Below are 14,475 nucleotides of genomic sequence, written 5' to 3' on the forward strand. Positions count from 1 at the left end.
TCAAGTTATCTCGTGTATTCGATCTGGAGTCGGTTGTGCTTCATCTTTGCGTCACGCGCCGCGAAGCGACCAAGTGGATTGGCCTGTTGCCTTCAAAGACCCGTCCGCTGCGCTGCCCGTCCGCCGCGCTTTTGTCGCCGTCCAATTGAAACTGGTTGACTAGATCCCGCAGGCGGCCTGCCTCGGAGGACAATGAGGCAACGGCAGCCGTCGATTGCTCGACCATTGCCGCATTTTGCTGGGTCGCCTGGTCCATTTGATTGACGGCCGTATTGATCTCGGCAAGTCCAGTCGACTGCTCGCGCGCCGATGTGGCAATCGCATCCATGAGTTGGTTGATCTGGACGACGTGCTCACCGATCGACTTCAGCGAGGTTCCGGTTTCGAGAACCAGTTTCACGCCATTTTCCACGTCAGTTGACGACTTCTGAATAAAGCCTTTGATTTCCTTGGCGGCTTGAGCTGCCCGCTGGGCAAGCTCGCGGACCTCCTGGGCGACCACGGCAAAACCTTTGCCCGCCTCTCCCGCACGGGCGGCTTCAACGCCGGCGTTCAGCGCCAAGAGGTTCGTCTGGAAGGCGATTTCATCGATTGCACCGATGATGTTCGAAATCTGCTGTGAGCTGTCTTCGATGCGTCGCATGGCCTGTTCCGCCTCAGAGACGACCGTTGCCGACCGCTGGGCACTGATATCGGCTTCTTTGGCCACATTGCGCGCCTCGTCGGTGCGTTTGGTCGACATCGTCACATTCGAGGTGATCTCGTCCAAGGCTGCAGCCGTCTCCTCGAGAGAGGCGGCTTGTTGTTCGGTGCGTTTGGAAAGATCCTGCGCGGCAGATGCAATTTCACCGGTTCCGTTGTCGATGCTGTGTACCGTCTCGAGCACGGCGCCGATGGTCGCACCCAATTGCCGGAGCGAAGCGTTGAAGTCTTCGCGCAAGGCTTCGTATTCGGCCGCAAATTGCTCCGAAAGCTGGAAGGAAATGTCGCCTGATGCAAGCCGCCGGAGACCTTCGCCCAATGTCGTGGTCGCGAAGCGCAACTGTTCCGCCTCGCGTTCGGCGCGCTGCTGGGCTGCGGCGCGCGCTGCCTCGCTCTCGCTGCGGGATTCGGCGGCTTCCTTCTCCAGCCTGACGACGTTGAGGGCATTCTGACGGAAGATTTCAACCGCGCCGGCCATCTCGCCGACTTCGTCGGCGCGACCGGCATAGGGAATATCGCTGTCAAGATCGCCATCCGACAAGCGCCTCATGGCGGAGGCGATGCTTCGGATTGGGTTGGCGATGCCCGATATCGCAAACAAGATGCCGGCTAAGGCAAGAAGCACGGCCAGCGCTGCGATCGCGGCCGTCAGCATGAAAGCGGATTGTGCGGAAGCACCGCTCGCGGCCACAAAGCCTTCGGCCTGGCTGAGAATAAAAGCAGCCAGATCTGCCACCGCCTTGTTCACCAGCTCGGCTTGTGGCTCCATATTTTCCTTGAAGAAGCGGATTGCTTCAGGCGTCTTTCCGTCATTTTCAAACGCAATCATCTGCTCTGCCAGCGCGCGATATTTGGCGAGTTCCGGCTTGATCTGATTGATCAGTTCGCGCCCCCGCTCGGTGCGGACGCCTTTTTCGTATTCGGCGACAACTTTCTCGAGCGTGGCAACGGCGGCATCGATTCGTTGCTGCCCGACATTCCGCTCCTCCGCTGTATCCTCCAGGAGGTAATGGGCATGGACCAATTTCAGGTCGAGGAAGTCATCCTTGATCTCGCGAGCCGTCACAAGCCGCTGCATCCAGAAGGTCCCGATCTGCTCAGTATTGGCACGAAGTGTCGAAATCGTGCTCAGCGAGATATAGGACAGGCCAACCATGAACAGACTGATGATCGACAGCTTTAAGATCAGGGCTTGCTTGATGCTCGGGCGCTTCATGCGGGTCTCCTCGAAGGTATCTGGAACGACCGGCATGCCGGCTGATGCAAGATCTCGCGCTAGATTCAATAATTTAGTATTAACTAAACAATGATCTCGCTCTATTTTCCTGAGATCTTCTGATCAGATCCATACTTCCGCGATCAATTAAACGCCCTGCGACTTAAAGTTCCTGGAAATCCAAGGAAATAGCAGCCATGGCGAGCGAAAATGGCAGCGCCATCAGGTCTCGATACCAAGAAATGAATCGGTCGACATTGACCCGGTTTTGGACATCGAGCCCTGATGAGAGGGAGTAGATCGGCACGATCTGGTCATCTTCGCCATGGAGAACGAGCGTTGTAACGCCAATCGCCTTCAGGACGGGAAATGCCGATCCGCTCACGCAGCTGTCCTGCCGTCTGTGACGTCGGCAAGCACCTGCATGCTTGCCAATAGGTCCACGGGACAGATACTGGACCCATGCACCAATTAGAAAAGCAATTTGCCGGCATTGAAATCGTTCTCTGGCAGTATTCCGAGAACGAAGGCGATCGGAACCGCAGGATGCAGTCGCTTTCACCGGATGAGCTGGAGCGCGCCGCGACCTACCGCTTCGAACGGGATCGGGCCTCGTTCGTTGCCGGCCGGTATCTTTTGCGGCAACTGTTGAGCGTGCAAACCGGGATGTCGCCGAGCAAGGTCCCATTGGCTCCGGACAGGCACGGCAAGCTGAGGCTCGAGGGTCGTGATGGGCCGCAATTTAGCCTCGCCAATGCTTACGGGCTTGTCACCGTCGCTGTCGCTTCAGGATGTGATCAACTGGGAATCGACTGTGAACGCGTCGACACCGAGATCGAAGCGGCGGCGGTGGATAGTTATTGCAGTGCAGATGAACGGCGCTGGCTCATGGAACTGCCTGCGCGCGGCCGCGCGCGCGCGGCCATTGTACTTTGGACGCTCAAGGAGAGCCATTTGAAGGCACTCGGCGTCGGGCTGCGCGAGGATCCCCGCAACGTCGCCTTTTCCTGGAAGGACGGCATTCCAGTCATGGTCGATGATCGCGATCGGCGCTGGCATCATCGTCTGGTCGACAGCGGCAGCCAGCACGTCGTCGCGCTGGCTGCTCGCTCTCAATTCGGGCTCCCCGGCATTTCGACGCGCCTGTTTCAGGACGACAGCATGCCGTCCGAATAGCCGGCTCGGAGCTGATGAGGCATTGCGGAAGCGGTCTCCGTCGCCCAGGCGAGTTGCCCATTGTCGGGTTCCGCATCGAAGTGCTGCCGGCCGAGAAGCGCATTGACGATGGTTGCGCTGCGCCAGGCCATGAGGCTGAGCTGAGAGTCGGCGATACCGTGCGAGTATCGCCCTGCATTCTGCGCAAACAGCCGGTTGGCCCTCGGACCCGTCCACTGCATCGTGTAGTCGTCATTGAGAAGCGGATAGCCGTTTCTGTCGAGCGTTATCCTGTCGCCCAGCGAGCCGAGAGCATCGGGCAATCGGAACCGGTAGCCGGTTGCCAGAACCACCGCATCCGCATGCAGCACCTCGATCCCACCGTCGAATTGGTTCCTGACGATGAGCCGATAGGCATTGCCGTTCCGCTCCATCTGGATCACATCACGATTTGGGGCCAGAGATGCGTTGAGCGTGCTCGGCTCGAGATAGCGCAACGCATAGAGGCGTCGATAGATCGCGTGAATCGTCGAAATCGACAAGCCGTCGCTGGTCAGGATCGAGTTCTTCAAAGCGGCCTGCTTCTGCTCGCCGCCGAGCTTCAGATAGGCCTGCACGTATTCCGGTGAGAAGACCTGGTTCGAAAACGGCGTGTCGTTGATCGGCTCGAAATTGTGACGCCGGCTGATCCATGTCAGCTCCGTCATGGAATCGGGATCGGCAAGCAGGGCTTCGACGACCTCGCCGCCGCTTTGACCGCCGCCGACCACGACGATGCGGGCAGCGCCGAGATCGCTGAGACGCGATTTGGCCTCGCTGTTGTGAAAGCAATCAGCACCCAGAAACGGTTTTGCCCAGTCGGGCACGAAGGGCGAAGATCCCGTGCCGATCACCAGGTTTCGCGCTTCTTCCTGCCCGTTGTCGAACCGCAGGAAGAAGCGGTCGTCGCGGTGCTCGACGTCGCGGATCTCCGTGCCAAAGCGCAACCCGTCCAGGCCGTTGGCGACCCAGGCGAGATAACGTGCAAACTCCTGCCGGGGAACGGCCTCATAATTGGCGTTCAGGAAAGCGTAGAGCCTTTTATGGGCAACCAGATAGGAGACGAATGACCAGCGGCTGGTCGGCAGGACCGGGGTGACGAGGTCTTTCAGAAAGGACGATTGCAGTTCGACGCCGGGCATCATCATGCCCGGATGCCAGTCGAACGCTTCTCGCCGCTCGAAGAAACGGCTTCTGATCTCAGGTGCCGACTCGAACAGGCAGGCGAGGCTCAGATTGGAGGGGCCGATGCCGATGCCGGCAATATCCAGCGGCTCGGCATCCCTGCGGGCAAAAGCGACGGTCATGCGATATCCTTCTCTGTTTCCTTGAGACGCAGGGCAAGCCTTGAGTGGAAGGCGGGAGACCCGATCATGTGCAGATGGTTGGTGCCGGTGATGATTTCGGCCGCACGCGCCCGCGGCGACAGGCGGCGCCAGTCGATCAGATTGAGGCCGCGGTTGAGGCTGTCGTCGGCAGCCCAGGGATAGATCGGCACATCGTGGGGAACCAGCCGGTGCTTGCGGAAGATCAGGGCATTGTCGATCAGCACCCAAAACGTATGCTCGCGACTGCTGATATCGGGCCCGTCGTTTGGAAGCGGGTCCTTTTCGTCGCCGACAAAGCGCAGGAACTGATCGTAAGTATCCGCGTCCATCGTCGACAACAGCCGGTCCCATTCGGGGCGCATCGCCGTTTTTCCAAGCCATGCCTCTACGTCTCGATGAAGCTCATCGCGCTCGCCCGGCCGGAACCTCGGCTTTGCTCCGATCGCGAATTCCGATCCGAGATCGCAGACGTCGACCATTGCCATCATCCTGACGTCGACCTCATCACCGAGGGCGCGGGCGGCCTCGTAGGCCAGAAGCCCGCCCCACGACCAGCCGAGGAAATAGCAGGGCGCTCCCTGGCTATGCATCCTGATGTAATCGACATAGCTCTCGATGATCTCTTCGACCGGAGCGCCGACTGCCTTTTTCTCGGAAAGCGAGTGGCAAATGAAGCCAGTCGCCGGCTGATCGGCTCCGAGATAATCGACGAGCTTGACATATTCACGGGTGCTGACGAGAAGCCCCGGAAAGCAATAGAGCCGCGGCTTGGCGCCGGAAGCACGCAACACGATCACTTCCGAGATATCCCGCTCGTCGCCCTGCTCCACGACGCCGGCAAAGGAGCGTATGGTCGGGTTGTTGAAGATATCGGCGACGGTGAGCGGGGTTTTCGGCCGGCGCTGCCGCAGCTGCGAAAGGATGCGGATCGCGCCCAGCGAATTGCCGCCGATCGCGAAGAAATTGTCCTCGACGCTGATCGCTTCCAGCTTGAGAACCTGCCGCCAGACATCCAGCACCTCTTCTTCAAGCGCGGTCGTCGGCTCGACGATGGCACGCTTGACCGGCTGCGGCGCCGGCAGCGCGAAGCGATCGAGCTTGCTGTTCGGATTGGTCGGCATTTTTTCCAGTTCGACCACGGCAGCCGGCACCATATAGGACGGCAGGCTACGTTCGAGACCGGCGCGGATCGTCTCGACGTTCAACGTCTCGTCCTTCTTCGGAACGACGTAGGCAACGAGCGCCTTTTCACCGCCGGCATCGTCATCGCGCAGGACGACCAGAGCTTCGCCGACGCCGGGTTGCTGAAGCAGAGCCGCTTCGATCTCACCAAGCTCGATCCGGTAGCCGCGAAGCTTCACCTGATGGTCGACACGACCGACGAATTCGACGGTTCCGTCACCACGCCAACGCGTCAGGTCGCCGGAGCGATAAAGCCTGCCGCCCTCCGTGAAGAACGGATCGGGGATGAAGCGGTCCGCTGTCGTGTCCGGCTTGCCGAGATAGCCGCGTGCGATACCCTCGCCGCCGATATAGAGCTCGCCGGTGACGCCGATCGGGCAAGGATTGAGATCGGGGTCGAGCACATAGACCCGCCTTAATCCGACAGCACGACCGAGCGGAGCATAGACCCCCTGAAATTTCGTGCCGGCCCTCACCTTCCAGACCATTGGCGTCATGATGGTTTCGGTCGGCCCGTAGCCGTTGATCAGCCATTCCGATTTCAGCGCCCGCGACAGTAGATCGAAGGTCGGTTGCGCCAGCCCCTCGCCGCCGAAGGAGTAAAGCCGCATCGGCGGTGCGCCGTCGGTTATATCGGCCCATTCCGCCAGTTGCTGCAGATAGGTGGTCGGAATGCTGGCATTGTTGGCGCCGTGCTTGCGCATGGCCGTCAATGTCTCTTCCGGCGTCCACAGCGGCTGATCGGGAAGAATGATGCTGCCGCCCTCCATCAGCGGGTTCATCCATCGCTCGTGCCCGCCATCCGAACTGAAAGGCAGGAACGGCAGCTCGCGGGAGGCCGAACTCATGCCGTAGACACGCGAGGTGTTCTGCAGATGGTGCGTCAGCGGACCGTGCTCGACGGCGACACCCTTCGGCAATCCCGTCGATCCTGACGTGTACATGACATAGGCGAGCTGATCCTTGTGAGTGGGAATATCAAGGGGCGTATCCGGCTCGCCGTCGAGGTCGATCTTGTCGAGTTCGAGGATAATCGTGTCGAGCTCTTCCGGCAGCCGATGGCGAAGCCAGCTATGGGTCAGAACGATCTTGACGCCGCCATCGCGCAGAATGTGATGGTTGCGCACCGGCGGATGGTCGGGCTCGACCGGGATATAGGCGCCGCCCGCCTTCAGCGTCGCGAGGATCCCGACGATTGCCTCCGGCGAGCGCTTGATGAAGATGGCGACCGTCACCTCGGCGCGAACACCCAGCTGCCGCAACCGATGTGCGAGGCGGTTGGTGCCCGCCTCCAGCCAGCCATGGCTCCACTCCTCGTCGCCGTAGACGATCGCCGTCTTCTCCGGCGTCTGGCGCGAATGGGCCGATATCAGCTCGTGGACCGGTCTGTCATCGTTGACGACGTCGTCTTCATAGGGCGCCGACAACTGGTCGAGTTCGTCACTGCCGACGAGTTCGATGTCCTTGATCCGCACATTCGGCCGCGCAACGATCTGCTCGAGCACAAGGGTGAAATGCCGGGAGACACGCGCGATCAGGGCGCTGTCATAGAGATCCTGTGCATAATCGATCAGCCCGGATGCGGCCCCATCCAGACCCGCCTCGATCACCAGGGAAAGCTCGCTGTCAGCGCGCGCACCCGGCGGCTCCAGATTTGTTGCGTGCCTGGAGACCGGATGCGGCTCGCGGAATTCGAACAGGGCCTTGACCACGGCTTCCTGGGCCGCCGCTTCGTCGACGACCAGTTCCTGGGTGATGCGCTCCAGCGGAACGAGCCGGGCAAAGCCCTCCTCCGTTGCCGATGAGATCGCTGTGATGACATCGTCGAGAGAGCTTTTTGATGCCAGCGACAGAATGAGGGGAAGGACCTGTTCGGCTCGGCCGCGGTTCGCAAGGTGTTCCTTCTGCGGCCGCGCGATGAGGAGCCCGGTCAGCAAGGCGTAATTGCCGCTGTAGCGTGCCAGCAGCGCGCAAAAGGCGGCGTGAAGCACGCGCTCGACCTGATATCCCGTATGCTGGGCATGCCGACCGAGCTTTTCCCAGAGATCCGGCTCGATCGAAAATCGATGCTGAGCGCGCGCGACACCTGCCAGCCCGCCGCTGTTGAAGCGGGTGGGAAAGGTCGAGGCCGCGTAGTCGAGACCGATCGTGTTCCGCCAATAGGAGAGGGATTCCTGCGCCTGCTCGGTCTGCAGCCATTCAGCCTCCCGCGTTCCGGCCAAGATCTCAGTCAGCTGCGTGTCGCCGGAGGGTGCGCCGTCGAGAATTCGCGTCAGGGAGCCGGCGAGAATAGACTTCTCGCGATCGTCCGAGATCACAGGATGAAGCACGATCGTCAGAAGCGACTGCCCATCGGCAAGCAAGATAATCTGAACACGCGTCGGTGGACCAGCAAGGAGATCGAAGCGCCCGTCGCGGAAGGCTTTCTGGGCGGCCAACGCATCCGGCTCTGCAAGAGCAGCGCTTTCGCCGACAATCTCGATCGGTACCGCGCTCAATGCGCCGCAGTATTGCTCGACGCGACCGCCTGCCAGCCGGCGGAACCGGGTGGCAAGCGACGGATGTTGCGCCACGAGCGTTCGGCAGGCGCCGACAATCGTCTTGACGTCGACCGCCGGGCGCAATCGCAGCGAAATGACCTGGTCGGGAAACACTGTGTCATTGCCGATCTGCTCCAGCGACCAGATACGCTTCTGCGCGATCGTCAGCGGGAAGCTCTCGAAGACCGCGTCCGTTGCGACATCGGTCGGATAGGCATCTGCGAAGTTTGTGATCTGTTTGTTCATCCGTGCCATCCAGCCCGTTTTCAGAGACGCGCATCGCCGGCGATTGCCGAGCGCAAAGAGAGGGGGCGCGGATCCGCCCAGACTGCAGCGATATGCGCCAGGCATTGCTGGCGCGAACCGGCAAAGCCCGCCGGCTCCCAGCCCAGGGGAATCCGCTTGTCTTGCGGCCAGACCGAGTAGCGACGCTCGGTGTCGATGACGGCGATCCAGAGATCGTCGTGAGGTTCAAGATTATCCATTCGCAGCTCCTGCGGTGATGATGGTCATGCGCAAGTGACGGATCCGACAGGCTGCAGTTTAGAAAATTGATGAGAAATTTTTTCTTCGCTTACCCCTAAACCCAGCGGGAGATGGATCGTCATTCTACTAAATCGGCGCAGGAGCACGCTTCATGCTCGCAGCACCAAAAGCCCGACCGGTCCTCGACCGGCCAAGGAGAACATCATGGATTTCGACGCCGTCAAACAAAGGCGCGCTCTGCAGTCACGCAGCTACGTCAGCCTTGCCCCCAATCTCATCCACCTCAAGACCGCTTACGGCCACCACGAAGCCGCATTCGAGGTCGAGGCCGGCATCGCGTCGGTGACCTTCTACCATGGCGATCCGGTGCAATCGGCAGAGCTTCTGATGGCGGCTGCCGAAGCCGTGACGGCAGAAGATCGCTCGATCACCTCAGTCGTCTTCGAAGGGCATCAGACAAGCCTTCCCAGACACATTGCGGATGCAGGCGGAAGGCTCGATTCGGCGATCCTGTGGCAGTGGCCCTCGCTCTGGCTGCCGCAGCTGTCCTATCCGCTGCCGCCCGTGCAGGAGATGACCGCGGGCCGGTATCATCCGCGTCGACCCGCAAAGCCGAAGGGCACGATCTACAGGCGTTTCATCCCCTGGCTGGAACGGGAAATCACCTTCACGGTGGCCGATCCGGAGACCGATCTTGCAGCATTTCATCGCTGGATGAACGATGAGCAGGTCAACACGATCTGGGAGGATGCGGGTTCGATCGACAAGCACCGGGAGATCCTGGAAGAAAGGATCGCAGATCCGCATGTCCTGCCGCTGATCGGCAGTTTCGCAGACATTCCCTTCGGCTATTTCGAAGTCTATTGGGCGAAAGAGAACCGGCTCGGTCCCTTCTACGACGCCGACGACTATGATCGAGGATGGCACGTCGCGATCGGCGAGTCCGGCTATCGTGGCAAGAAATGGATCAGCGCATGGCTTCCCTCGCTGATGCATTTCATCTTCCTCGACGATCCGCGCACGAAGCGCATCGTCGGCGAGCCCCGCGCCAGTCACGAACAGCAGATCCGCAACCTCGACCGTTCGGGTTTTGCCAAGGTCAAGCATTTCGATTTTCCGCATAAGCGGGCACTCCTGGTGATGCTCGGCCGCGAGCGTTTCTTCGGCGATCGTCTGTGGGTGCCGGCATCATGAACGATATGAGCGACGTCAGCGGCAGCTTCCGGAAACGGCAGCGTCTCGCACCGGAAGACCTTGCCAGTCCTGAGCTTTTCAGGCTGCTGCTTCGGCTTGGCCTGCCGGCCATGTTCGGCCTGTCGATCAACGCCGCCCATCACACGATCAACATGATCTTCGTCGGGATGATCGGTGAAGACCAGATCGCGGCGATCATGATCGTCCTGCCGATCCTGATGCTCATCGCCGCCTTCGGCGAGGGGATCGGCGTCGGTGTCGCAACGGAGGTCGGGCGCACGCTCGGAGCCGGCAACCGATCCCGGGCCGGCGCCATTGCCTCGATCAGTCTTGCTGCCGGCGTCGTTTTCGGCGCGGCAAGTGCCATCGCAATCGTCGTATTTCCAGATTTGCTGCTGTTCGGCGCCACCCCTGCCCTTCAGCCGCTCGCGCAACATTATCTGATGATCATTGCGGTCTCGGTGCCGCTGACGATGGCGCAGATCATTCTCGATTTCCTGGCGATCGCAGAGGGCAATGCCCGCTTCAGCATGTGGACGCTGGTCGCCTGCTTTGCGCTGAACATGATCCTCGATCCGATCATGATCTTCGGCTTCGGCTTCGGCCTGCAGGGCGTTGCAATCGCAACCATCCTGTCGCAGCTCGTCGCGCTTTGCATCTATGCTGCCTACCACGCCAGGCGACTTGGGACGGTCCGGCTGACGTTTGGCTGGCGGTGGCGAGATATCGGTTATCTCAGGCCTGTCCTTGCTGTGGGCGCGCCGACGACGCTGACCAGTCTCGCAACCGCTGGCGCGATTGCGGCAATGGTGTCGCTTGCCGGCACCTATCACGGAGAAGCCGGCATCGCCGGCGTCGGGATTGCCTTGCGGCTGCTGGCGGTCGGAACCCTCCCCGTCATCGGCATTTCACTCGGGGCCCAGTCGATCCTGAGCTTTGCCTGGGGCCGAGGCGATACGGCCCGAGTGCTGTCGACAGTCCGCATCCTGACAGTGGTCACAAGTGCGGTGAGCGGCGCATACGGGTTGGGGGCGCTCGTTTTCTCCGAGGAGCTTGCCTCGTTCTTCACCGACGATGCGGTGGTGATCGGGATCGCAGGGCAGGCGATCATCGCGACCCATCTTCCCCTTCTGTTTTTCGGCCTGCGGCAAACGGTGTTGATCCTCTTCCAGGCTCAGGGCAGACCGAAAGCGGCGGTTGCCATCGGCCTGGCGCAGAATGGCTATCTTCTCTTTCCGCTGCTTGCTCTTCTGCCGCCGTTCTTCGGCTTTTCAGGCTTGCTGGCGGCAATATTCCTGGCCTCTGCCCTGACCGGCCTGCTGTCGGCCGTCTGCCTGGCGAGGACGCTCAGCGCGCTCCGGCAGCGCTCTGCCGATCATCTGACCTCCATCCGTCCATATCCCAGCTTTTGTCCATGAGAGGATGACCATGAACCAGTCGATCAACCCGCACGACCTTGGCGCCCATGCGGTCGCTGACGATCTCTTTACGCCTGTCGATCCGGCGGCATTCAACGCCGTGTCTCCGCCGATCTTCCAAACGTCGCTCTTCACCTACGACAGTTACGAGGCGATGGAGGATGTCTTTGCCGGACGCACGCGTAACTACATCTATTCGCGCGGCGACAATCCGACGGTTCGCGAATTCGAACTGCTGGTCGCCCGCCTCGAGGGCGCAGAGGATGGACGGGCTTTCTCCAGCGGAACGGCCGCCATTACATCGACAATTCTCAGCCTTGTTGAGGCAGGCGACCGGGTCGTTGCGGTGCGCCATCTCTATAACGATGTCTACCGCCTTCTGGTGAAGCTGCTTGCCAGGCTCGGTGTCGCGGTGGATTTCGTCGATCCCGCCGACCACGACGAGGTCCGCAAGGCGCTGTCGGGTGCCAAGCTGCTCTACCTTGAAAACCCCACATCCTTTGTCTTCGAGCTTCAAGACATTGCGGCGCTGTCGGCCATGGCAAAGGAGGCCGGCGTCACCACCATCATCGACAATTCCTGGGCAACGCCGCTCTTTCAGAAACCGATCCAGCATGGCGTCGATATCGTCATTCACGCCGCCTCGAAATATCTCGGCGGTCACAGCGATACGGTCGCCGGCGTCGTCGTCGGCTCGAAAGAGGCCATCGCCAGGATCAATTCAACGTCTTACCCCTATGTCGGTGCCAAACTGTCACCGTTCGAGGCCTGGCTGCTGCTGCGCGGCATGCGCACGCTGCGTGTCCGTCTCAAGGAGCATGAGCGCAGCGGGCTTTTGCTGGCCGGGCGGCTGAAGGAGCATTCTGCGATCGGACGCGTTCGTCACCCGGCATTCCAGGAACATCCCGGAAGGGCGACGCTGACGGGTTATGCCGGGCTGTTTGCCTTCGACCTCAATCCCGATATCGATGTCGCACGTTTTGTGAATAGCCTTCGCGACATCCGCCTCGGTGTCAGCTGGGGGGGACCAGAAACGCTGGTGGTCCCCGCCAAGGTCGCGTTGCAGATCCCCGACCGGATGACTTCCTTCATCCGGTTCGGCGTGAGCGAGCAGACGGTTCGTTTCGCCGTTGGCCTGGAAGAGCCGGAACTGCTGTGGAGCGATTTGCAGCAGGCGCTGCACGCAGCGAAACGGTAGGCTCCTGCCGGTGCGCATGATCGGGGCGGGAAGCAGGTTCGGCGATCGCCAGATGGCAATGTTCCTCTGCCGCCTTGATCATGAAGTTGACGAGGGTCCTTGAGACGCCGAGTTCGGCTGCAATATCCTTCTGCGGCACGCCGTTGAGGCGATGGCGAATGAAGGCATCGTTGGTTCGCTTCGGCAGCGCCTCGAGCGAGGCAAGCACATTGCGCAGGGTCTCGGCAGCGACGAGCTGGTCGAGCACGGTGGGGATGGGAGCCGTAATCTCCTGAATCTGGTCTATCGACCTATGGTTGTTCATCTTCTGGCGTCGCCGGCGGCTCTCATCGAGTGCCAGATTGTAGACCATCCGGAAGGCGTAGCCGATCGGGCAACGAATGTCGTCGGTCTTGACACCATAGGCTTTAATGACTCCATCTTGAAAGATATCCTCGGAATATGACTTTGATTTGACAACGCTTTCAATCGTTTTAAGGAGCTTATCCTTGTTTTCGATCATGGCATTGACCACGGCATTTCCGTTCACATCACGATGCAATGTGTGCATTGTCCTGTACCCTTTTTACAAATGGAAAATCAGGCTCTGTCGTTGCTGGCTGGTTCGGTCTTAGCCTTCCTTTTTTGGAGGAAAGTACACGATTTGATTGCAGTGTCTATTTTAAGGTGATAACAGGAGTCAAGTTTAAATCGACCGATCGGAGGCGAGAAAAATGGGAAAAACAATTGAGATCCTGACCGGCAAGGCAGAGCTCTGCCGATCGATCATGGGGGCTTTGCCCGACTGGTTTTCAGAACCCGAGGTTATCGAAGCGAGTGCCCAGGCGATCGAAGACCTGCCGGTGTTCGGTTATGTCGAAGCGGATGTCGTGACCGCGTTGATGGCTTTGAAGCCGCACCCGCCCGGCGCCGTCGAGATCGCGCTGATCGCGACACGACCCGAACATCACGGTCGCGGCGCCGGACGCCATCTCATCGATGCGGCCGAGCGTTTCGGCCATGAATCGGGTGCGCGGCTGCTGACGGTCAAGACGCTCGCCCCGCGCGGCCTCGACGAACCGCAGTTCGAGGCGACGCGGCGCTTCTATGACCGGAACGGCTTTGTGCGGGCGGAGGTCTTTGCAAAGCTCTGGCACGAGGACCATCCATGCCTGTTCATGGTCAAGCCACTCGCCGGCGTCCAGGCAGGTGAGACTGCGCTTTGAGACGACGGGACTTTCTGCTTGGCGCGCATTGGCAATAACTGGCGCGCAGGGCACCCGTCTCTACGCGCGGTGGACGATAGGAGCTAATGGCGCCCGTCCGGCAACGGACAGGCCTCACCGCAGCCAGCCACGCCCGGCAGATTATAGCGCAGGCAGCAGACTTTCCGGCGAGCGAACTCGAGGCCGCATTGCTGTCGTGCAATGCGGATCATGCCGAACATCGGATTCCGCCTGCCGCATGGCCATTGAGCTTCTTCCAGCAGCGCCAGGCCGCCTTCGACGAGGTGGGGCTCGTGATGATGGGCGATCTCCTTGAGAATCCAGGAGAGATATGCCGCGACATTGTTCCAGAGAAGCTTCGGAGCGACGCCGGCATTGGCGGCGATCGCCGCGATCACCGGTTCGGCGTGGCGGCGCATCAGCCGGTGAAGCTCGCAGGCGGGATCGGTGGTAACGTCTGGTCTTTCGGACATCACGAATGCTTCGGGCTCGCCCGTATGTTCATTGCAGACGAGCGAAAGCCGATCGATCTCCAGCGGCAGCCCGATCCGGTGCACGAACATGTGGACGCTGGGGGCAATCGTCAGCATGCTGAAATAGTAGAGCGTCCACATGGAGACGATCGCGCGACGGTCGCTGCCTGGAAACTTTTGCGCATATCGGCCAATGATATCGTCAAAGATTGCACGGTCGCAAAGATTCCTGCAGGGAATGACAATACCCGTCTGGGGCGGGGAACCGAGCAGCTTGCCGCGACAATAGGAGAACGGGCCGTCGCCCACCAGGCCGTCGAGGTCGACGGCCTGGTGGGC

12 protein-coding genes are annotated in these 14,475 nt (G+C 60.5%); 5 read left to right on the forward strand and 7 right to left on the reverse strand.

What is annotated here, in order from left to right:
- Positions 1–40 precede the first annotated feature (40 nt).
- Together HX899_RS16940 and HX899_RS16945 are read right to left on the reverse strand one after the other, a co-directional pair.
- A complete protein-coding gene (locus HX899_RS16940; protein ID WP_181292886.1) occupies positions 41–1,918 on the reverse strand; it encodes a methyl-accepting chemotaxis protein in 1,878 nt (625 codons plus the stop codon).
- 163 nt (positions 1,919–2,081) lie between these two features.
- A complete protein-coding gene (locus tag HX899_RS16945; RefSeq protein WP_181292958.1) occupies positions 2,082–2,303 on the reverse strand; it encodes a hypothetical protein in 222 nt (73 codons plus the stop codon).
- Positions 2,304–2,380: 77 nt separating this feature from the next.
- Between HX899_RS16945 and HX899_RS16950 the strand changes: the two genes are divergently transcribed.
- On the forward strand, positions 2,381–3,094 hold the full coding sequence (locus tag HX899_RS16950; protein WP_181292887.1) for a 4'-phosphopantetheinyl transferase superfamily protein: 714 nt from the start codon (positions 2,381–2,383) through the stop codon (positions 3,092–3,094).
- On the opposite strand, the gene HX899_RS16955 is transcribed toward HX899_RS16950, so the two are convergent.
- The 3 genes from HX899_RS16955 to HX899_RS16965 are packed head-to-tail and all read right to left on the reverse strand — an operon-like array spanning position 3,067 to position 8,647.
- Positions 3,067–4,419 (reverse strand): lysine N(6)-hydroxylase/L-ornithine N(5)-oxygenase family protein, encoded by a 1,353-nt coding sequence (locus tag HX899_RS16955; protein ID WP_181292888.1) that lies wholly within the window; start codon positions 4,417–4,419, stop codon positions 3,067–3,069. The two genes, HX899_RS16950 and HX899_RS16955, sit on opposite strands and share 28 nt — an antisense overlap.
- Positions 4,416–8,408 carry a non-ribosomal peptide synthetase gene (locus tag HX899_RS16960; RefSeq protein WP_181292889.1) on the reverse strand — a complete coding sequence of 1,331 codons (3,993 nt, stop codon included), beginning with the start codon at positions 8,406–8,408 and terminating at the stop codon, positions 4,416–4,418. The genes HX899_RS16955 and HX899_RS16960 overlap by 4 nt, the downstream gene beginning before the upstream one ends.
- Positions 8,409–8,428: 20 nt before the next feature.
- The gene (locus HX899_RS16965; protein WP_171597865.1) at positions 8,429–8,647 is read right to left on the reverse strand and encodes an MbtH family NRPS accessory protein; all 219 of its coding nucleotides are present in this window, start codon (positions 8,645–8,647) and stop codon (positions 8,429–8,431) included.
- A 205-nt stretch (positions 8,648–8,852) separates the two neighbouring features.
- Here HX899_RS16965 and HX899_RS16970 point away from each other — a divergent pair, with 205 nt between their 5' ends.
- The 3 genes from HX899_RS16970 to HX899_RS16980 are packed head-to-tail and all read left to right on the forward strand — an operon-like array spanning position 8,853 to position 12,458.
- The gene (locus HX899_RS16970; protein WP_181292890.1) at positions 8,853–9,842 is read left to right on the forward strand and encodes a GNAT family N-acetyltransferase; all 990 of its coding nucleotides are present in this window, start codon (positions 8,853–8,855) and stop codon (positions 9,840–9,842) included.
- Positions 9,839–11,260: an MATE family efflux transporter gene (locus HX899_RS16975; protein ID WP_181292891.1), complete on the forward strand. Its 1,422-nt coding sequence runs from the start codon at positions 9,839–9,841 to the stop codon at positions 11,258–11,260. The genes HX899_RS16970 and HX899_RS16975 overlap by 4 nt, the downstream gene beginning before the upstream one ends.
- Before the next feature lie 10 nt (positions 11,261–11,270).
- A complete protein-coding gene (locus HX899_RS16980) occupies positions 11,271–12,458 on the forward strand; it encodes a PLP-dependent transferase (RefSeq protein ID WP_138390366.1) in 1,188 nt (395 codons plus the stop codon).
- Here HX899_RS16980 and HX899_RS16985 read toward each other — a convergent pair.
- A complete protein-coding gene (locus tag HX899_RS16985; RefSeq protein WP_138390368.1) occupies positions 12,349–13,008 on the reverse strand; it encodes a sigma-70 family RNA polymerase sigma factor in 660 nt (219 codons plus the stop codon). The two genes, HX899_RS16980 and HX899_RS16985, sit on opposite strands and share 110 nt — an antisense overlap.
- A gap of 163 nt (positions 13,009–13,171) precedes the next feature.
- On the opposite strand from HX899_RS16985, the gene HX899_RS16990 reads away from it, so the two are divergent.
- The gene (locus HX899_RS16990; RefSeq protein WP_171597856.1) at positions 13,172–13,663 is read left to right on the forward strand and encodes a GNAT family N-acetyltransferase; all 492 of its coding nucleotides are present in this window, start codon (positions 13,172–13,174) and stop codon (positions 13,661–13,663) included.
- Positions 13,664–13,746: 83 nt separating this feature from the next.
- Here HX899_RS16990 and fhuF read toward each other — a convergent pair.
- The coding region (gene fhuF, locus HX899_RS16995) for a siderophore-iron reductase FhuF (RefSeq protein WP_181292892.1) at positions 13,747–14,475 on the reverse strand (729 nt) is incomplete at its 5' end.

It is taken from the genome of Rhizobium sp. WYCCWR 11146 (assembly GCF_013591995.1).
Classification (GTDB): domain Bacteria; phylum Pseudomonadota; class Alphaproteobacteria; order Rhizobiales; family Rhizobiaceae; genus Rhizobium; species Rhizobium indicum.

Coding starts and splice junctions, on each gene's coding strand:
- HX899_RS16975 (WP_181292891.1), top strand. CDS start 9,839: ATGAACGATATGAGCGACGTCAGCGGCAGCTTCCGGAAACGGCAGCGT.
- HX899_RS16990 (WP_171597856.1), top strand. CDS start 13,172: ATGGGAAAAACAATTGAGATCCTGACCGGCAAGGCAGAGCTCTGCCGA.
- HX899_RS16955 (WP_181292888.1), bottom strand. CDS start 4,419: ATGACCGTCGCTTTTGCCCGCAGGGATGCCGAGCCGCTGGATATTGCC.
- HX899_RS16960 (WP_181292889.1), bottom strand. CDS start 8,408: ATGAACAAACAGATCACAAACTTCGCAGATGCCTATCCGACCGATGTC.
- HX899_RS16965 (WP_171597865.1), bottom strand. CDS start 8,647: ATGGATAATCTTGAACCTCACGACGATCTCTGGATCGCCGTCATCGAC.
- HX899_RS16985 (WP_138390368.1), bottom strand. CDS start 13,008: ATGCACACATTGCATCGTGATGTGAACGGAAATGCCGTGGTCAATGCC.
- HX899_RS16940 (WP_181292886.1), bottom strand. CDS start 1,918: ATGAAGCGCCCGAGCATCAAGCAAGCCCTGATCTTAAAGCTGTCGATC.
- HX899_RS16980 (WP_138390366.1), top strand. CDS start 11,271: ATGAACCAGTCGATCAACCCGCACGACCTTGGCGCCCATGCGGTCGCT.
- HX899_RS16970 (WP_181292890.1), top strand. CDS start 8,853: ATGGATTTCGACGCCGTCAAACAAAGGCGCGCTCTGCAGTCACGCAGC.
- HX899_RS16950 (WP_181292887.1), top strand. CDS start 2,381: ATGCACCAATTAGAAAAGCAATTTGCCGGCATTGAAATCGTTCTCTGG.